This window comes from Actinomadura rifamycini DSM 43936, assembly GCF_000425065.1.
Lineage (GTDB): Bacteria > Actinomycetota > Actinomycetes > Streptosporangiales > Streptosporangiaceae > Spirillospora > Spirillospora rifamycini.
Genome location: NZ_KE384301.1, coordinates 410961 through 429740, shown reverse-complemented (window position 1 = coordinate 429740; position 18780 = coordinate 410961). Strand labels below are relative to the sequence as shown.

The following is an 18780-nucleotide window of genomic DNA, read 5'->3' as shown; positions in this document are numbered from 1 at the left end:
GCGGCGCGGCGGCCGCTCACCGTGCGTCCCGCGTGACCGGGGCGCGGTCGTCCTCGGGCGGCGGCGCGGGCGCCGCGGGCTCGCGGGGCCGGCGTTGCGTGCACGCGACTCCGGCGGAGGCCGCCGACACGCAGGCGACGGCGAGCCACGCCGCCGGGCCCAGGCGTTCGCCCAGCAGGACGAGCCCCGCCAGCGCGGCGGCCGCCGGTTCGAGGCTCACCATGACCGCGGCGGCCTGCTCCGGCATGCGCCGCAGCGCGGCCCGGTCCAGCGACCACGGGACGACCGCCGACAGCAGCGCGACGCCCAGCCCGGCCGCGAGCACGCCCGGCCGGAGCACGGCGCCTTCCGCGAGCGGCGCCAGCGGCAGGACGAGCAGCGCCGCGACCGCGACGCCCCAGGCCAGCGGGGCACCGGCGAGCGCGCCCGCGCGCCGGGTCAGCACCAGGTAGGCCGCCATGCAGGCGCCCGCCCCCAGCGCCAGCGCCGCCCCGGACGGGGAGACCGGATCGCCGAACGGGCGGTAGATCAGCAGCACGCCCGTCCCGGCGAGCGCCGCCCACAGCAGGTCGAGGGGGCGCCGGGCCCGGACGAGCGCGAGCGTCAGCGGCCCGAGGAACTGCAGGGTGGACGCGACCCCGACGGGCAGCCGCTCCAGCGCCGGATAGATGAGGTGCATGCCCGCGATGGCGACGCCGAGCGCCGCGACCGTGCCGCGCGCCGCGCGGTCCGGCGCCCGCGGGCGGCGCAGGAGCAGCAGGACGAGCGCCGCGAACCCCAGCCGCAGGACGATCACGCCCGCCGTCCCCGCGACCGCGAACATCGCCTTGCCGCACGCCAGTCCCACCTGGACGGTCACGACGCTGCCCAGCAGCAGGACCGGGCCCGGCACCTCGGGTCTGTTCACCATGCCGCCAGTCTCGGAAGCCGCGACCGTCCGGGTCCATCGAATGCTTCTGCACGGAACCGTGTTGAATGGCCGCATGATCGACCGCCGCCTGGAGACACTGCGCGTCCTGCGGGAGCGCGGCACCGTGACGGCGACGGCGGAGGCGCTGCACCTGACGCCCTCGACGGTGTCGCAGCAGCTCCGGCAGCTCGCCCGCGACCTCGGCGTCGAGCTGCTGGAGGCGCAGGGCCGCCGGGTGCGGCTCACCGCGGCGGCGCACACCGCGCTGCGGCACGCCGACGCGCTGGCCGCCCAGTGGGAGCGGGCCCGCGCCGATCTCGCCGCGCACCGGACGGGCGACGCCGGCCGGGTGCGGATCTGCAGCGTGTCCAGCGCCCTCGCCGCGCTGGTCGCGCCCGCCGTCGCGCGGCTGCGCGAGGAGCACCCCGGCCTCGAGGTGCGGATGAGCGAGAAGGAGAGCGGGGACGCCGCGCACCTCCTGCTGTCCCACCGGTACGACATCGCGGTGGTCATTCCCAGCGCGGGCGCCCCGGCGGCGGGGGAGCCGTGGATCGGCTCGCCGGATCGCCCCGACCAGCACCGGCTGATGCTCGCGTCCTGCGCGTCCGCCGGGTTCGCTCCCCGCATCGTGCACGAGGCCAACGAGTGGTTCGCGGTGTCGGCGCTGGTCGCGCGCGGGTTCGGGGTCGGGCTGGTGCCGCGGCTGGCGCCGCTCCCGCCGGACGACGGGGTGGTGCGGGTGCCGCTGCGCGGGGAGGGCGTCCCGTCCCGCCGGATCATCGCGTGCGTGCGGCGCGGCGGCGACCGGCGGCCGCCGATCGCGCACGGCCTGGGGGCGCTGCGGGCCGCGGCCCGGGACCGCTAGCCCGCCGCGGCCGTGTCGGGGGCGGCGGGCGGCGGCACGGGGACGGCCTCGATGGCGGCGTCGGCGAGCCGCCGGGCGCCCGCCTCGTACCGGTCGCGCAGCTCCAGCAGGACCTGCTGGCCGCGGACGGCGGGCCAGTCGCCCGGCAGGTGCTCGACGGGCAGCCGGGGGTCGTCGCGGACGAGCCGCAGCCACTCGGTCGTCATCCACAGGTAGCGGGCGAGGTCGTCGGGGGCGTCCGGCAGCGGGTCGGGGCGGTCCCAGCGGTCGAGGAACGCGCGGTAGCCGTCCGCGACGGCGTCCAGGTCGAACGCCTCCCGCAGCATCGCCGGGACGTCGGTGGGCTCCTCGGCCGGGCCGGAGAACACCTTCAGGCGCCCCTCCAGGCCGAGTTCGCCGACGATCGCGCGGACGTCCCGGCGCGAGGGGGCGATCCACGTGCCGTTGCCCAGCGAGCCGAAGCCCGCCCAGGTCAGCCGGGCGCGCAGGTCGTGGCGGGCGCGCTGCCACGACTCGGGCATCGAGAACGCGAGCACGGTCCAGGTGCCGTCCCAGTCGGAGTTGAGGACGCCGCGCCGCCAGACGCGCTCCTCTCCGTCGCGCAGGATCGCGGCGGAGCGCGCGGTCAGCCCGAAGTGCATGCGGCGGCCGTCCCGGTGCCGCGCCAGCAGGCCGCGGGCGACCATCCGGGTCAGCGTGGAGCGCACCGCGTGCTCGCCGACGCCGAGGCGGGCGAACGTCTCGATGAAACTGCCGGAGAAGACCGCGATGTCGCGCCCGAGCACGTAGTTGCCGAGGTAGGTCAGCATCAGCGACTGGGGCCGGAGCCGGAGCGAGGGGCCGCCGTCCGGTCCGGGCCGCGTGCCGTGCGTGTCCCCGCCGCCGTCGCGCTCGTCGGGCACGGCGTCGGGGCCCTTCACTCTTCGCTCACCCGTTCGGCTCCCCTCATGGCGCCAGCGTAACGGCGGTCCGGCGGCCGTCCCGCCGCCGGACCGGGCACGTTCGGCAATTCCTTGACCGCCGTGAAATATACGCCTAACTTCAAGGCGGTCCCACCCCGGCGCCCGCCGCAGCGATCCCCCACCCCGGGAGGCAGCAGTGCGCAAGATGGTCCCCCTGCTCGCCGCGGCCGTCCTCGCCGCCGCCACCGCCTGCGGCGGTTCCGGCGGCGGAGACGGCTCCGCCCTCAAGATCGGCTTCATCGAGTCCCTGACCGGCAACTACGCCACGCTCGGCGGCGAGGCGAAGAAGACGGTCGAACTGGCCGTCGAGCAGATCAACGACGCCGGCGGCATCGGCGGCGAGCGCGTCGAGCTCGTCGTCCTCGACGACCGCACGTCGCCCGACCAGGGCGTCCTGCACTTCAACCGGCTCCGCTCGCAGGACGTCACCGCGATCATCGGCTCCACGTACGCCAACGTCGCGCTCGCCGTCCAGCCCCTCGCCGAGCGGGAAAAGATCCCCTACATCTCGCTGGCCCCCGCGGACGAGCAGGTCGACCCGATCCGCTCGTACACGTTCGTGATCCCGGCGCTGTCGTCGACGTACGCGCAGGCGATGCTCCAGTACTTCGAGGCGCACGGCATCTCCGAGGTCGCCGTCGCCTACGACACCAAGAGCGCGTACGCGATGGCCGGGTTCGAGGGGATGAAGGCGCACGCGGCCGGGCACGGCGTCCGGATCGTCCGGGAGGAGCCCTTCGAGACGAACGCCGGCAGCTTCAGCCCGCTGTTCACCCACGTCCGCGACTCCGGCGCGCAGGCCCTGGCCGTGTGGGCGAGCGGCCCGCCCGGGGTGACGCTGGCCAAGCAGTACCCGTCGTCCGGGCTGGACGTCCCGCTGTTCATGACCGGCTCGCAGGCGAGCAAGCTGTGGCTCGACCCCGTGGGGGAGGCGGCCGAAGGCGTGTACGTGCAGAGCGCCATCGGGGTCGTCGGAGAGCACCTGCCCGACGGGAAGCTGAAGCAGTCGATCCAGGAGATGTCGGTCCCGTTCGAGAAGAAGCACGGGTACACGCCGCCGCAGTTCGCGATGGACGGCTACGCGGCCGTCCGGCTCCTGGCCGCGGCGATCGAGCAGGCGGGCGGCGACCGCGAGAAGATCCGCGACGCGCTGGAGGGCCTCGCCCTCGTGACGCCCAACGGCCGGTACGAGTACGGGCCGGACGACCACTCCGGGCTGAAGCCGTCCGACATCTCGATGAACCGGGTGAAGGGCGGCGAGCTGGTCCCGACCGAGTGGTCGGGGGCGCGGCTCGCCGAGACCGCGCGGGCGCTCGGATGACGCCGCTGCTCACGATCGACGGCGCGGGGCGGGCGTTCGGCGGCGTGTACGCCGTCCGGGACGTGTCGATGACGGTCGCGGAGGGCGAGACCCGCGCCGTCATCGGCCCCAACGGCGCCGGGAAGTCGACCCTGTTCAACCTGATCGGCGGCCACCTCGTCCCCGACCACGGGACGATCGCGTACGCGCCCGCCGGGTCCGGTCCCCGCCGCATCGACCGGCTCCCCCCGCACGCGCGGGCCCGGCTCGGCATCGCCATCGTGTTCCAGGGCGCGCGGCTCTTCCGGGGCATGACCGCGCTGGAGAACGTGATGGTCGGCGCGCACGCCCGCACCCGGCACGGGATGCTGTCGGCGGCGCTGCGGCTGCCCGCGCACCGCCGCGAGGAGGCCGCGATCCGGGCCGACGCCCTCGCCGCGCTCGGCCGGGTCGGGCTGCGCGACTGGGCGGACCGCTCCGCCGACGTCCTCCCGCTCGGCCAGCAGCGCTCCCTGCAGGTGGCGCGCGCGCTCTGCGCCCGTCCCCGGCTCCTGCTGCTGGACGAGCCCGCGTCGGGCCTGCGCGGCGCCGAGCGGGAGGCGCTCGCCCAGCTGATCGAGGGGCTGCGCGCGGAGGGCCTGACGATGATGCTGGTCGAGCACGACGTCGCGTTCGTCGCCCGCCTCGCCGACCGCGTCGGCGTCCTCGACCTCGGCCGCCTCATCGCCGAGGGCACCCCGGAGCGGATCCGCCGGGACCCCGCCGTCGTCGCGGCCTACCTGGGCGGCGAGGCCGCGTGACGGCCCCCGTCGTCGAGGTGTCCGGGCTGGTCGTCCGGTACGGGACCGCCACCGCCCTGGACCGCGTCGCGCTGACCGTCGGGGCCGCCGAGGCGGTCGCGCTCATCGGCCCGAACGGCGCCGGGAAGACGTCCCTCGTCAACGCCGTCATGGGCGTGCTGCGGCCCGCCGCCGGGCGGGTCCGCGTCCGGGGCCGGGCGGCGCTGGTCCCGGAAGGGCGGCAGATGTTCGACGGCCTGACCGTCGAGGACAACCTCGCCCTGGGCGCCTGGCGCCGCCGCCGCGAGCGCGGCGCCCGCGACACCGCCCGCGTCTACGAGGTGCTGCCGCGGCTGGCCGCGCTGCGGGACCGCCGCGCGGGCTCGCTGTCCGGCGGGGAGCAGCAGATGGTGGCGTTCGGGCGGGCGCTCATGGCCGACCCGGACGTGCTCGTGGTGGACGAGCTGTCGCTCGGGCTCGCCCCGCTCGTCACCGCGGACCTCGCCGAGCACCTGCGGGCGCTGAACACCGGGCGCGGCCTCGCGCTCCTGCTCATCGAGCAGAACGCCCGGCTCGCCCTCGACCTCTGTACGCGCGGCTACGTGCTGGAGGCGGGCCGGATCCGCGCCGAGGGCGCGGCGGCGGAACTGGCGGCGGGCAGCGCGGTCGCCGACGCCTACCTGGGCGGCGCGGTGTCCCCGGCGGGGGAGGAGAAGGCGTGAGCGCGTTCCTGCAGTACCTCGTCTCCGGGATCGCGGTCGGCTGCGGGTTCGCGCTGCTGGCGAGCGGCCTGGTGGCGATCCACCGGGTGACGCGCGTGGTGAACTTCGCGCAGGGCATGTTCGCCGTCGTCGGCGGGATGGCGGCCGGGTCGCTGCTGTCGTCCGGCCTGCCGCACGGCGCCGCCGAGGCCGCGGCCGTGCTCGTCGCGGGGGCGGTGGGCCTCGCCGTCGGGCTCGCCGCGACCGGCAAGCGCGGGACGTCCCCGCAGTCGGCCCTCATCGTCACGCTCGGCCTCGGCTTCCTGGCGTACGCCGTCGAGATCATGATCTGGGGCGACACCCCGCGCTCCCACCCGGGCCTCGGCGGCTCCGCCGTCCTGTTCGGCGCCCACGTGCAGAAGCAGTCGTTCCTCGTCATCGGCGTCGCGGCCGCGGTGTTCGCGCTGCTCGGGCTGTTCTTCGGACGCACGTACACGGGCAAGGCGCTCACCGCGTGCGCGTCGAACCCGTACGCCGCGCGGGCCGTCGGCATCGACACCGTCCGCATGGGGCTGCTCGCGTTCGCGCTCGGCGGCATGCTCGGCGGGCTCGGCGGCGTCCTGCTCGCGCCGCTGCAGCCGATGTCCTACGACAGCGACGTCCTGCTCATCACCAACGGGTTCGCGGCGGCGATCCTCGGCGGGCTGGACCGGCCGGGCGTCGCGCTCGCCGGGGCGCTCGCCCTCGGCGTCGCCGAGTCGCTGGTGGCGGGGTACGGCGCCGCGTCGTACCAGACCGTCGTGGCGCTGGTGCTGATGCTGACGATCATGACGGTGCGCGCGTCGCGGCGGACCGCGCTCCAGGAGGAGGCCGCCCGATGAGCGAGTCCGCCCGCCCGCCCGCTCGCCGCGGGCCGCTGCCCCGGTCTCGGGGGGCGGCCGCCGCGTCGGCCGTCGCCGCCGTCGCGCTCGCGCTGCCGGTCGTCCTGCCGGGCCCGCAGGTGTCGGTGTACGTGCTGCTGCTGATCTCGGCGATCGTCGTGACCGGGCTGTCCATGCTGATGGGCTTCGCGGGGCAGGTGTCGCTCGGCCAGGCCGCGTTCACCATGATCGGCGCCTACACCGCCGCGCTCACCGCGATCCACGGCGTGCCCACCTGGGCGGGCCTGCTGCTCGCGCCCGCCGCCGCCGGGGCGGCCGCCGCGCTCGTCGGCGTCCCGCTGCTGCGGCTGCGCGGCCACCAGCTCGCGTTCGCCACCCTCGCCGTGCAGCTGATCCTGCTCAGCGTCGTGGGGCGGCAGGAGTGGGCGGGCGGCGACATCGGGCTGCAGGGGGTCCCGCGCCTCACGGTCGCCGGGTACGAGTTCGCCGACGACGCCGCCTACGCCTACCTCGCGCTCGCCGCGCTCGGCGGCACCGTGCTCGTCGCCCGCAACATCGTCCGGTCCCGGCCGGGCCGCGGCCTGCGCGCGCTCGCCACCAGCGAGGTCGCCGCCGCGTCCGCCGGGGTGCCGGTCGCGCTCTACAAGCAGGCGGTGTTCGCCCTGTCGGCGGCGTTCGCGGGCCTCGCCGGCGGCGTCTACGCCTACTACATCGGGTACGTCGCACCCGGCTCGTTCCCCGTCCTGCTCTCGTTCGAGTACGTCGTGATGGCCGTCGTCGGCGGCGCCGGGACGATCCGGGGCGCGCTCGCCGGCGCCGCCGCCGTCACGCTGCTGCTGCAGGTGCTCAACGACGTCGGCACGCGGGAGGGGATGCCCGCGTCGGCGCCGGCCGTCCTGTCCTACGCCGTCTACGGGCTGCTGCTCGTCCTCGTGGTGCTGTTCGTGCCGAAGGGCCTCGTCCCCACGGCCACCGACCGGTGGCGGCGCCGCGCCCCGGGCCGGCGCGGCGCCGAGGCGGAGGCCGAACCGCAACCCGCGCCCGTCACCTGACCGTCCGGAACCGCCTGGAGAGGTGCCTCCGCCATGCGCAACGAAGGACTCGGGTCGTGGCCCGCCCGCCGCGCCCGCAAGACTCCGGACGCCGCCGCGCTCGTCCACGGCGGCCGGACGCTCACCTACGCCGGGCTGCTGCGCCGCGTGTCCGGCCTTGCGCACGGGCTGCGCGCCCTCGGCGTCCGGCACGGCGACCGCGTCGGCTACCTGGGGCCGAACCATCCCGCCTTCCTCGAGACGCTGTTCGCCGCCGGGACGCTCGGCGCGGTGTTCGTCCCGCTGAACACCCGGCTCGCCGGCCCCGAGATCGCGCACCAGCTCGCCGACGCCGGGGTGTCGGTGCTCGTGCACGCCCCGTCGCACGCCGGGCTGGTGGACGGGGTCCGCGCCCGCGTCCCCGTCCGCGAGCACGTCGCGCTGGACGGGCCGGGCCCGTGGGCGCACGGGTACGCGGAGGTGCGGGCGGCGGCGGGGGAGGCGGGCGCCGCGCCGATCGACGTCCCGGTGTCCCTCGACGACCCGTGCATGATCATGTACACGTCCGGGACGACCGGTGCCGCGAAGGGCGCGACCCTCACCCACGGCAACATCACCTGGAACGCGGTCAACGTCCTCATCGACCACGACCTGACGGCGGGCGAGGTGGCGCTCGTGTCCGCGCCGCTGTTCCACACCGCCGGGCTCAACATGCTCGCGCTGCCCGTGCTGCTCAAGGGCGGCGCGTGCGTCCTCGTCCCGGCGTTCGACCCCGCCGCCACCCTCGACCTCATCGCCGAGCACCGCGTCACGTTCGTGTTCGGGGTGCCGACCATGTTCCAGCGCGTCGCCCGCGAACCCGGCTGGGACGCCGCCGACCTGTCGTCCCTCCGTATCCTGACCTGCGGCGGCGCCCCCGTGCCGCCGTCGCTCATCGAGACCTACCAGAAGAGGGGCCTGACGTTCCTGCAGGGATACGGGATGACCGAGGCCGCGCCGGGCGCGCTGTTCCTCGACGCCGCGCACGCGGAGGCCAAGGCCGGGTCGGCGGGCGTGCCGCACTTCTTCAGCGACGTCCGCGTCGTCGCCCCCGACATGACGGACGTCCCGCCGGGGGAGACCGGTGAGATCGTCGTGCGCGGCCCGCACGTGATGCGCGGGTACTGGGGGCGCCCCGACGCGACCGCCGCGGCCTTCACCGACGGCTGGTTCCGCAGCGGCGACGCCGCCCGGCTCGACGAGGACGGCTACGCCTACATCGTCGACCGCATCAAGGACGTCATCATCTCGGGCGGGGAGAACGTGTACCCGGCCGAGGTCGAGCACGCGATCCTCGCCGACCCGGACGTCCTGGAGTGCGCCGTCATCGGCGTCCCGGACGAGACGTGGGGCGAGGTCGGCCGCGCCGTGTTCGTCCCGCGCCCCGGCTCCGGTCTGACCGGGGACGCGGTGCTGGCCCGGCTCGACGGCCGGCTCGCCCGCTACAAGGTCCCCAAGTCGGCGGTGGCGGCCGCCGAGTTGCCCCGCAACGCCTCCGGCAAGATCCTCAAGGGACGACTGCGGGAGGAGTACGGCGAACCATGACCGAACGGGCGAGCGGAGGGGGACGGCCCCCCGTCACGCGGCGGGTACTGGACATCCTGGGCGCCTTCTCGGCGGAGCGGCCCGCGCTGTCCATCACCCAGATCGCGCGGCGCGCCGGACTGCCCCTGTCCACCGCCCACCGCCTGGCCGGCGAGCTGACCTGCTGGGGCGCCCTGGAACGCGACACCGACGGGCTGTACCGGATCGGGCTGCGGCTGTTCGAGGTCGCCGCGCTCGCCCCGCGCGGACCGGCGCTGCGCCAGGCCGCCATGCCGTTCCTCGAGGACCTCTACGAGGCCACCCACGAGAACGTGCACCTCGCCGTCCTCGACGGGCTCGAGGTCGTCTACATCGAGCGGATCTCCGCCCGCGACGCCGTGCACGTCTTCTCCCGGGTCGGCGGGCGCTGGCCCGCGCACGCCACCGGCGTCGGCCTCGCCATGCTCGCGCACTCCGACCGGGCCGTGCAGGAACGCGCCATCGCCGCGCCGCTGCGCCGCTTCACCGACCGGACGATCTCGTCCGGCCCGCAGCTGCGCCGCGCCCTCGCCGAGGTCCGCCGCACCGGCGTCGCGGTCAGCGACGGGCAGGTCGAGTCGTTCGCGCTCTCCGTCGGGGCGCCCGTCTTCGGACCGGACGACACGGTCGTGGCGGCCGTCGCGATCGTCGTCCCGAACACCGGCTGGGACGCGCGGTCGCTGACCCCGGTCGTCCGGGCGAGCGCCCGCGGGATCTCCCGCGCGCTCGGCGCGCCCCGCGCCGTCCGTCCGCCGGAGACGGCCCTGCACGGGGCCTGAGCGGGTTCTTCCGTCGAACGGAAGCGGCCTTGGCGCGGCGGGGGCGGCGACGAGAGGCTCGTCACACTCTGCCAGCCCACCCCGCCGAGGAGCCTCCGATGGTCTTCGCCCGCAACCAGTGGTACGTCGCCGCCTACGGGGAGGAGGTCGGCGACGGCCTGTTCGCCCGGACGATCTGCGGCGAGTCGCTCGTCATGTACCGGACGCGCGAGGGCAAGGCCGTCGCGCTCGCCGACCGGTGCGTGCACCGCCGCTTCCCGCTGTCGGAGAGCAACCGGGACGGCGACCGCATCGTCTGCGGCTACCACGGTTTCACCTACGACCCCGACGGGACGTGCGTGGCCGTGCCCGGCCAGACCCGGATCCCGCGCACCGCGCGCGTCCCCGCCTACCAGGTCGTCGAGCAGGACTCGCTGATCTGGGTGTGGATCGGCGACGGCGAGGGCGACGCGGCCGCGATCCCGCGGGCGCCGTGGCTGGAGTCGGCGGACTACACCACCGTCCGCGGCATGGAGCCGCTCGCCGCCCGCTACGAGCTGCTCGTCGACAACCTCCTCGACCTGTCCCACGAGACGTACCTGCACGCCGGGTACATCGGCACGCCGGAGGTCGCGCAGACGCCGATCACGACGGAGACCGACGAGGAGGCGGGCATCGTCTACGTCAGCCGCCGGATGAAGGACGTCGAGTGCCCGCCGTTCTACTCCGAGTCGACCGGCATCCAGGGCCGCATCGACCGCTGGCAGGACATCGAGTTCCACCCGCCGGGCTTCTACCTCCTGCACAGCCGGATCGCGCCGACCGGCGTGGAGCCCGGCCCGGACGGCGACGACTCGGACGCCTTCCACGTCGAGGTCGGCTACGCGATCGTCCCGGAGACCGAGACGACCACGCACGACTTCTGGTGGGTCGCCCGCGACTTCGCCCTCGACGACGAGAAGGTGTCGACGTTCCTGCGCGACAGCAACCGGACGGTCGTCCTGCAGGACGTCGTGGCGCTCAACAAGCTCGAGAAGGTCATCGCGAGCGAGCCGGACGGCTACCAGGAGCTGTCGATCAACATCGACACCGGCGGCCTCGCCGCGCGCCGCATGCTGCGGAAGCTGACGGCGCAGTGACGCCGGAGACCGCGGGCGGTGCGGCGGGCGGTCTGCTGCGGGTCGAGTGGTCCCCGGGCTCGGACCGGCTGACCGGCGTCTGCCACTGCGGCGCCGAGCACCGCGCCGACGACCCGGTGGAGGTCTGGACCTGGCTGCTCGCCCATCCGGACCACGGCGCGGCGACCGGCTGACCCGCCCGCCTCCGGAGGGGGGCGGACGGGCGCGGCGCGGTGCCGCGCCCGTCCGCCCTTCAAGGCGGGATGAGGTTAGGCTAACCTCATTCTGTGCTGTCCTCCGTGCGGAAACCCCCTGCCGCGGAGCCGCCGCCGAAGGCGGCCGTGCCGCGCCGCGCGGGCCGCTGGGGCGGCCTGCTCCTCCTCCTCGCCGTGCTGCTGCTGACGGTCGTCGCCAGCTTCGCGATCGGCGCCGAGTCGGTCCCGTTCCGCCGGGTGCTGCCGTCGGTGCTGTCGCCGGACGGGACGCAGCACTCGCTGATCGTCCACGAGCTGCGGCTGCCCCGCACCGTGCTCGGCATCCTGGTGGGGATCTCGCTCGGGCTCGCCGGGGCCGTGATGCAGGCGCTCACCCGCAACCCGCTCGCCGAGCCGGGCCTGCTCGGCGTCAACGGCGGCGCCGCCCTCGCGGTCGTCATCGTCATCGGCTTCTTCGACGTCGACGAGGTCCTCGTCTACGTGTGGGCGGCGTTCGCGGGCGCGGCCGGCGCGGCGGCCCTGGTGTACGCGATCGGGGCGCGCGGGCGCGGCGGCGCGTCGCCCGCCCGGCTGGTCCTCGCGGGCGCCGCGGTCAACGCGGTGTTCAGCGCGCTCACCGCGGGCCTCATGCTGCTCAGCCCGCAGAGCTTCAACGGCTTCCGGTTCTGGCAGGTCGGGTACCTCGCGGGACGCGACCTCGGCGTCTTCTGGCGGGTGCTGCCGTTCGTCGTCGCCGGCGTCGCCCTGGCGCTGGCGCTGGCCCGCCCGCTGAACGCGGTCGGGCTCGGCGACGACGCGGGGCGGGCGCTCGGCGCGCGGCCCGGACGGACGCGCGCGCTCGGCGCGCTCACGATCGTCCTGCTGTGCGGGGCGGCGACGGCCGCGGCGGGCCCGATCACGTTCCTCGGCCTGGCGGTGCCGTTCATCGTGCGGGCCCTCGTCGGCCCCGACCTGCGGTGGGTCGTGCCGTTCTCGCTGCTGCTGGCGCCCGTCCTGCTGCTGTGGGCGGACATCGCGGGACGGGTCGTGGCGCAGGGCGAGCTGGAGACGGGCATCGTCACGGCGTTCGTCGGGGCGCCGCTGTTCATCGTGATGGTCCGGCGGGGAAGGACGCGCGAGCTGTGAGCGCCTCGACGAAGACGCCCGGCGGCGCGCCGCCCGGGAAGGCGGCGGGCCGGGCGATGACGGGCCGGGTGGTGCGCGCGGGCGCGGTGTCGGTGCGGTGGGAGCCGCGCGCCGCCGCGGTGTGCGCGGCGCTCGCGCTGCTCGCGGCGGGCGCCGCGGTGCTGGTCGTCGGCTCCGGCGACTTCCCCATCGCCCCGCCGGACGTGGTCGCGGCGCTCGTCGGGCAGGGCGACCGGGCGACCGAGTTCATCGTGCAGACGCTGCGGCTGCCGCGCGCGGTGACCGGGCTGCTGGTCGGGCTGGCGCTCGGCCTCAGCGGGGCGATCTTCCAGAGCATGTCGCGCAACCCGCTCGGCAGCCCCGACCTCATCGGCTTCACGCAGGGCGGCGCGTCCGGCGCGCTGCTGCAGATCCTCGTGTTCGGCGGCGGCGCGGTCGCCATCACCGCCAGCTCGGCCGCCGGCGCGGTGCTCACCGCCCTCGCCGTCTACCTGGTCGCGTACCGGCGCGGCGGCGGGGTCGTGGGCGTCCGGCTCGTGCTGATCGGCGTCGCCGCGGCGGCGATGCTGCAGGCGTTCAACTCCTACCTGATCACGCGGGCCGAGCTGACGGAGGCGTACGAGGCCGCGTTCTGGCTGACGGGCAGCCTCAACGGGCGCGACTGGGACCAGGCGGTGCCGCTGGCGGTCGCGCTGGCCGTGCTCGTCCCGGCCGCGCTGCTGCTGTCGCGGAGCCTCGGCATGGGGGAGCTGGGGGACGACGCCGCGCAGGCCCTCGGCGTCCCGGTGCAGCGCACACGGCTGCTGCTGGTGATCGTCGGGGTGGGGCTCGTCGCGGCGGCGACCGCGGCGGCCGGGCCGGTCCCGTTCGTCGCGCTGGCCGCGCCGCAGCTCGCCCGGCGGCTGACCCGCCGCCCGGGGGCGCAGCTGCTCCCGGCCGCGCTGACCGGCGCCGCGCTGCTGGCCTGCGGCGACCTGATCTCCCTGCACATGCCGGTCGCGATGCCGGTGGGCGTCGTGACGGGCGTCCTGGGCGGCGTGTACCTGGCCTGGCTGCTGTCGACGTCGGGCCGCCGCGGCATGGGCTGACGGCCGCCCTCCGGCGGCGTGCCGGGGCGTTGACGGCCGGTCGCTCCTCAATTAGGTTAGCCTTACCTAATTCGGAGGGGAGTTCCGTGCTGACCCGGGAAGAGCTGCACACCCTGCTGGCGGACGTCCTCGGCGAACCCGCCGCGGCCGACGACAACCTCATCGAGCTGGGCATGGACTCGATCCGGCTCATGCAGCTGACCGGACGGCTGCGCCGCCGGGGCGTCGAGATCCGCTTCGCCGAGCTGGCCGAACGCCCCACCCTCGGCCAGTGGTGGGACCTGCTCGTCCAGCGCGGCCAGGCCGAGGCCGAGCCCGCCGAGCCCGCGGAGACCGGCGCGGCCGCCGCGCTCGACCCCGCGGAGATCGAGCCCGCCGACCCGTTTCCGCTCGGCCTCATGCAGCACGCGTACTGGATCGGCCGCGACTCCGGGCAGGCGCTCGGCTCCGTCGCCGCGCACCTGTACGTCGAGCTGGACGGCCGCGCCGTCGACCCCGGCCGGTTCGAGGACGCGGTCCGGGCCCTCGCCCGGCGGCACCCGATGCTGCGCGTCGCCGTCCTCGACGACGGGACGCAGCGCATCCTGCCGGAGCGCCCCGAGCCCGCCGTCACCGTCCACGACCTGCGCGGCGCCGCCGACGCCGACGGCGGGCTCGAGCGCGTCCGGGCGGAGATGTCGCGGCAGCGCCTGCCCATCGAGGACGGCCGCGTGTTCGACGCCCGGCTCAGCCTGCTCCCGGACGGCACGGCCCGCGTCCACCTGGACGTCGACATGGTCGCCGCCGACGCGATGAGCTACCGCGTCATGCTGGCCGACCTCGCCGCGCTGTACGAGGGCGAGCCCCTCGCCCCGATCCGCTACGGCTACGCCCGCTACCTCGCCGACGACCCCCGCGCCGCGGCCCGCGAGCGCGACCGCGCGTGGTGGGCCGGACGGCTCGCCGACCTGCCCGGCCCGCCCGAACTGCCGGTCCTCCCCGAGCCCGGCGACCGCGTCGAGCGCAGGCACCACTGGCTGGCGCCGCCCGACAAGGACCGCCTCCTCGCCCGCGCGCACGCCGCCGGCGTCACCCCCGCCATGGCGCTCGCGGCGGTGTTCGCCGAGGTCGTCGGCGCGTGGTCGGCGACGCCGCGGTTCCTGCTGAACCTGCCGCTGTTCCACCGCGAGCCCGTCCACCCCGACGTGGACGCCGTCGTCGGCGACTTCACCGGCTCCATCATGCTCGAGGTCGACCTCACCGCCGACCTGACGTTCCTGGAACGGGCCCGCGCCCTGCAGGCGGCCCTGCACACGGCCGGGGCGCACAGCGACTACTCGGGCCTGGAAGTGCTGCGCGACCTGTCCCGCGCGCGCGGCGAGCAGGTGCTCGCGCCCATCGTCTACACGAGCGCCCTCAACCTCGGCGAGCTGTTCGGCGACGCGGTCCGCGAACGCTTCGGCGAGCCCGCGTGGATCATCTCGCAGGGCCCGCAGGTGCTCCTGGACGCGCAGGTCACCGAGGTGTCCGGCGGCCTGCTGCTCAACTGGGACGTGCGGGTGCCCGCGTTCCCGGACGGCGTCGCGGAGGCGATGTTCGACGCCTACACGTCCGCGATCACCCGCCTGGGCGCGTCCGGCGCCGACTGGGACGTGCGGCTCGGCGCCGGCGCGTCCCCCGACCGGCTGCGGCTCCGGCACCGCCTCAACTCCACCCCGCCGCCGCCCCCGTCGACCCTGGTCCGCGGCTTCTTCGACCATGCGCGCCGCGCGCCCGGCGCGCCCGCCCTGCACTGGGGCGACGACGGCGTCCTCACCTACGGGGGCCTCGCCGACCGCGCCCTGCGCACGGCGGCCGCGCTCGCCGCCGCGGGCGTCCGTCCCGGCGACCGCGTGTCGATCGAGCTGCCCAAGGGCCCCGACCAGGCCGTCGCCGCCCTCGGCGTCCTCGCGGCGGGCGCCGCGTACGTGCCGATCGGCCCGGAGCAGCCCGCGGCCCGCCGCGCCGGGATCCGCGAGAGCGCCCGCGTCGCCGCCGTGCTGACCTCGACCGCGGCGGACGCCGGACTCGGCTCGTCCGGCCGCGGGGACGGCCGTCCCCCCGCGTTCGTCGCCCTCGACGCGGCCGGCGCCGTCGAGCCCCTGGCGGAACCGGCCGCGGTGCGGCCGGACCAGGTCGCGTACGTGCTGTTCACGTCGGGATCGACGGGCGAGCCGAAGGGCGTCGAGGTGTCCCACGGCGCCGCGATGAACACCATCGGCGACCTCGTCGAGCGCTTCGGCATGGGCCCGGACGACGTCACGCTCGCGGTGTCGGCGCTGGACTTCGACCTGTCGGTGTTCGACCTGTTCGCCGCGTGGACCGCGGGCGGCGCCATCGCCGTCCCGCGCGAGGACGAGCGGCGCGACCCGGCCCGCTGGGCCGCGCTGGCCCGCCGGTGGTCGGTGACGGTGCTGAACTGCGTCCCGTCGGTGCTGGAGATGCTGCTGCGGGCCGGTTCGCCGGACGGGCCGCCCGCGCCCGCGCTGCGGCTGGTGCTGCTCGGCGGCGACTGGGTCGGGACGCACCTGCCCGCGCTGCTGCGCGAGACCGCCCCGGACGCCCGGTTCGTCGCGCTCGGCGGGACGACCGAGACCGCCATCCACTCCACCGTGCAGGAGGTCGCGGGCGACGTCCCCGCCGACTGGACGGCCGTCCCGTACGGCGTGCCGCTCGGCGGCGTCGCCTGCCGGGTCGTGGACGAGCTGGGCCGCGACCGCCCGGACTGGGCGGCGGGCGAGCTGTGGATCGGCGGCGCGGGCGTCGCCGACGGCTACGCGGGCGACCCGGAGCGGACCGCCGACCGGTTCGTCACCGTGGAGGGCGTCCGCTGGTACCGGACCGGTGACCTGGCCCGCTACCGGCCGGACGGGACGATCGAGTTCCTCGGCCGCCGCGACCACCAGGTGAAGATCCGCGGGTTCCGGATCGAGCTGGGCGAGGTCGAGGCCGCGCTGCGCGACCACCCGTCCGTCGGACGGGCCGTGGCGTTCGTCGCCGGCGGCCGGCTCGCCGCCGCGCTCGTCCCGCGGGTCGGGCCGGGCGGCGGGCTCGACCGGGACGCGGTGCTCGCCCGCGCCCAGGAGCTGCTGCCGCCGCACATGGTCCCCGAACTGCTGGTCGCGCTGGACGCGCTGCCGCTCACCGCCAACGGCAAGGTCGACCGGACCGCGCTGGCCGCGGCGGCCGCCGCCGAGGCGGGCCGCGCGGACGCGGCGGACGCCGAACCCGAGACCGCCCTGGAGAGGGTGGCGGCCCGGATCGTCGCCGAGGTGCTGGGGAGGGAGCGCGTCGGCGCGGACGCCGACTTCTTCGCCCTCGGCGGCGACTCCGTCCTCGCCACGACGGTCGTCGCCCGGCTCCGCGAGGCCCTCGACACCGGCGCGCTGCCGGTGCGGGTGCTGTTCGCCGAGCGGACGGTCGCGCGCGTGTGCCGGCGGTTCGCCGAGCTGGAGGAGACGCCCGGACGTCTGGAGGCGGTCGCCGCGATCTGGCTCGAGGTCGAGGCGCTGTCCGAGGAGGAGATCGCCGCCCGCCTCGGGTGACGCGGGCGGTGGGGGATCAGCGGGGCTCGGGCCCGGCGTCGAGCGCGACGCCGGAACCGGGCCCCGTGCCCGTGTCGGTGCCGGTGCCGGTGCCGGTGCCGGCGTCCGGTCCGGCGTCGTCGGGGGCGGCGCCGGGCCCGAGCGTCGCGGTGCGCAGGCCCGTGAGGGTGAGCGCGAGCATGAGGGCGAGGACGGCGCTGACCGTCCCGTACACGACGATGGCGGCGCCGGGCGCCAGGTAGCGGCCGAGCGCGCCGGCGCCGATCGCCCCGACGGCCTCGCCGCCGGTCTCCTGCGCCGCCCACAGCGCGTTGACGCGGCCGAGGTGGGACGCGGGCGTGTGCGTCTGGATGAGCCCGTACCGCAGGATCTCCTCGACCGACGCGACGAACCCGTACCCGAACAGGATCGCGACGGCGAGCGCGGGATGCCGGGCGAGGCCGAGGCAGGCGAGCGCGGCGAACCCGGCCACGGACGCCGTCAGCAGCGCGCGGCCGGGCCGCCGCGACCGTCCCGCCCAGCCGCTGGTGACCGACGCCAGCACCGCGCCGCACGCGGGCGCCGCGTACAGCAGCCCGACGGTCGTGGGGCCGCCGTCCAGGGCGTGCTCGGCGAACGCCGGCATCAGCACGGGGATGCCGCCCGCGACCATGAACAGCAGGCCGAGGAGCATCAGGGACCCCACGACGCGGTGGGTGGCGACGAAGTGCAGCCCGGAGCCGATGGCGCGCAGCGGGTTCTGGTCGGCGACCTCCCCGTCCTCCGCGGGCGGCAGGGCGGGGAGCCGGGTGAGCAGCGTGACGGTGCCGAGGGTGCCGAGGGCGGCCGCCGCGTAGTTCCAGCCGACGCCGAACGCCGACACCACCACGCCGCCGAGGGCGGGCGACAGCATCGACCCGAGCCGGACGGTCAGCGCGTTCAGCGCGCCCGCCGCGACGAGCTTGTCGGGACGGACGAGCGCGGGCGTCGCGGCGAGCAGCGCGGTGACGCTGATGCCCGTCGCGAAGCCGTCCCACGCGGCGAGGACGTAGAGCGCGGCGAGGGACGGGGACGGCAGGAACGCGTTCAGGGTCAGCAGCGCGAACCCGACGCCGGCGAAGATCCGCGCCCGCAGCATCAGCCGCCGCCGGTCGTGCCGGTCGGCGAGCACGCCGCCCCACAGGAACCCGGCCAGCAGGGCGAACCCCTCCGCGGCCGACACCGCGCCGACGTGCACCGTCGAGCCGGTCATGGCGTACACCTGCACGGGCAGGGCGACCGCCAGCATGCCGATCCCGAAGACCGAGACGGTGCGGGCGATGAACACGTCGCGGAACGGCCGGCTGTCGCGCAGCGGGCCGATGTCCATGGCCAGGCGCCTGAACGTTTCCCGGAGCATCGTCGGGGTTCTCCTCGGGAGGGGGAATAGCTAAGGTAAGCCTAGCCTTAGTTGGTCTTGAGAAAGAGGGCTATGTCGTGCAGCGCGTGCTGATGAACGGAAAGATCCACCGTGCGACTGTGACACAGGCGGACCTGCACTATGTCGGGTCGCTGACGATCGACGCCGAGCTGATGGCCGCCGCCGACATCGTGGAGGGCGAACAGGTCCACGTCGTCGACATCACGAACGGGTCCCGGCTGGTCACCTACGCCATCACCGGGGAGGCGGGGAGCGGGGTGATCGGCATCAACGGCGCCGCCGCCCGGCTCGTGCAGCCCGGCGACCTCGTCATCATCATCTCCTACGCGGCCGTGGAGGACGCCGACCGCGACGCGCACCGGCCGCGCGTCGTGCACGTGGACGGCGCCAACCGCGTCGTCGCGCTCGGCGACGACGCGGCCGAGCCCGTCCCGGGGGCGCCCACCGCCGGACGCGACGCGCAGTTCGCCGGGCGGTGAGCGC

The 18780-nt window shown here is 76.1% G+C and carries 17 protein-coding genes; 14 read left to right on the top strand and 3 right to left on the bottom strand.

Annotated features, from left to right (window positions below; translation table 11 throughout):
- Window positions 1-16 precede the first annotated feature (16 nt).
- Window positions 17-910, bottom strand: a complete 894-nt coding sequence (locus H505_RS47130) for an EamA family transporter (protein WP_051301632.1) — start codon at window positions 908-910, stop codon at window positions 17-19.
- Window positions 911-983: 73 nt separating this feature from the next.
- On the opposite strand from H505_RS47130, the gene H505_RS0138730 reads away from it, so the two are divergent.
- Window positions 984-1775 carry a LysR family transcriptional regulator gene (locus H505_RS0138730; RefSeq protein ID WP_026406254.1) on the top strand — a complete coding sequence of 264 codons (792 nt, stop codon included), beginning with the start codon at window positions 984-986 and terminating at the stop codon, window positions 1773-1775.
- Here the strand turns inward: H505_RS0138730 and H505_RS47125 are convergent.
- Window positions 1772-2695: a PaaX family transcriptional regulator gene (locus H505_RS47125; protein WP_233617588.1), complete on the bottom strand. Its 924-nt coding sequence runs from the start codon at window positions 2693-2695 to the stop codon at window positions 1772-1774. The two genes, H505_RS0138730 and H505_RS47125, sit on opposite strands and share 4 nt — an antisense overlap.
- A gap of 187 nt (window positions 2696-2882) precedes the next feature.
- Here H505_RS47125 and H505_RS0138720 point away from each other — a divergent pair, with 187 nt between their 5' ends.
- The 12 genes from H505_RS0138720 (at window position 2883) to H505_RS0138665 (ending at window position 16898) form a co-directional block, all read left to right on the top strand.
- The gene (locus H505_RS0138720; RefSeq protein WP_233617593.1) at window positions 2883-4058 is read left to right on the top strand and encodes an ABC transporter substrate-binding protein; all 1176 of its coding nucleotides are present in this window, start codon (window positions 2883-2885) and stop codon (window positions 4056-4058) included.
- Window positions 4055-4837, top strand: coding sequence for an ABC transporter ATP-binding protein (locus H505_RS0138715; protein ID WP_026406252.1), 783 nt, complete (start codon window positions 4055-4057; stop codon window positions 4835-4837). The genes H505_RS0138720 and H505_RS0138715 overlap by 4 nt, the downstream gene beginning before the upstream one ends.
- Window positions 4834-5538: an ABC transporter ATP-binding protein gene (locus tag H505_RS0138710; protein ID WP_026406251.1), complete on the top strand. Its 705-nt coding sequence runs from the start codon at window positions 4834-4836 to the stop codon at window positions 5536-5538. Before H505_RS0138715 ends, H505_RS0138710 begins: the two co-directional genes overlap by 4 nt.
- Window positions 5535-6398 carry a branched-chain amino acid ABC transporter permease gene (locus H505_RS0138705; RefSeq protein WP_026406250.1) on the top strand — a complete coding sequence of 288 codons (864 nt, stop codon included), beginning with the start codon at window positions 5535-5537 and terminating at the stop codon, window positions 6396-6398. The genes H505_RS0138710 and H505_RS0138705 overlap by 4 nt, the downstream gene beginning before the upstream one ends.
- Window positions 6395-7450 carry a branched-chain amino acid ABC transporter permease gene (locus tag H505_RS47120; RefSeq protein WP_064743796.1) on the top strand — a complete coding sequence of 352 codons (1056 nt, stop codon included), beginning with the start codon at window positions 6395-6397 and terminating at the stop codon, window positions 7448-7450. The genes H505_RS0138705 and H505_RS47120 overlap by 4 nt, the downstream gene beginning before the upstream one ends.
- 33 nt (window positions 7451-7483) lie before the next feature.
- Complete coding sequence (locus H505_RS0138695; RefSeq protein ID WP_026406249.1) at window positions 7484-9013, top strand: acyl-CoA synthetase; 1530 nt, start codon at window positions 7484-7486, stop codon at window positions 9011-9013.
- Window positions 9010-9810 (top strand): IclR family transcriptional regulator, encoded by an 801-nt coding sequence (locus tag H505_RS0138690; protein WP_026406248.1) that lies wholly within the window; start codon window positions 9010-9012, stop codon window positions 9808-9810. The genes H505_RS0138695 and H505_RS0138690 overlap by 4 nt, the downstream gene beginning before the upstream one ends.
- A gap of 98 nt (window positions 9811-9908) precedes the next feature.
- Complete coding sequence (locus H505_RS0138685) at window positions 9909-10928, top strand: aromatic ring-hydroxylating oxygenase subunit alpha (protein ID WP_026406247.1); 1020 nt, start codon at window positions 9909-9911, stop codon at window positions 10926-10928.
- Window positions 10925-11101, top strand: a complete 177-nt coding sequence (locus tag H505_RS50860; RefSeq protein WP_169528913.1) for a hypothetical protein — start codon at window positions 10925-10927, stop codon at window positions 11099-11101. The genes H505_RS0138685 and H505_RS50860 overlap by 4 nt, the downstream gene beginning before the upstream one ends.
- A 105-nt stretch (window positions 11102-11206) precedes the next feature.
- Entirely contained in the window at window positions 11207-12247 is a 1041-nt protein-coding gene (locus tag H505_RS0138675; RefSeq protein WP_233617589.1) for a FecCD family ABC transporter permease, read from the top strand.
- Complete coding sequence (locus tag H505_RS0138670; protein ID WP_026406245.1) at window positions 12244-13335, top strand: iron chelate uptake ABC transporter family permease subunit; 1092 nt, start codon at window positions 12244-12246, stop codon at window positions 13333-13335. The genes H505_RS0138675 and H505_RS0138670 overlap by 4 nt, the downstream gene beginning before the upstream one ends.
- A gap of 86 nt (window positions 13336-13421) precedes the next feature.
- Window positions 13422-16898: a non-ribosomal peptide synthetase gene (locus H505_RS0138665; RefSeq protein WP_026406244.1), complete on the top strand. Its 3477-nt coding sequence runs from the start codon at window positions 13422-13424 to the stop codon at window positions 16896-16898.
- Between the two features lie 16 nt (window positions 16899-16914).
- Here the strand turns inward: H505_RS0138665 and entS are convergent, their stop codons facing one another.
- Window positions 16915-18276, bottom strand: coding sequence for an enterobactin transporter EntS (gene entS, locus H505_RS47115; protein ID WP_064743795.1), 1362 nt, complete (start codon window positions 18274-18276; stop codon window positions 16915-16917).
- Window positions 18277-18368: 92 nt separating this feature from the next.
- Here entS and panD point away from each other — a divergent pair, with 92 nt between their 5' ends.
- Window positions 18369-18776: an aspartate 1-decarboxylase gene (gene panD, locus H505_RS0138655; RefSeq protein WP_425248289.1), complete on the top strand. Its 408-nt coding sequence runs from the start codon at window positions 18369-18371 to the stop codon at window positions 18774-18776.
- Window positions 18777-18780: the final 4 nt, after the last annotated feature.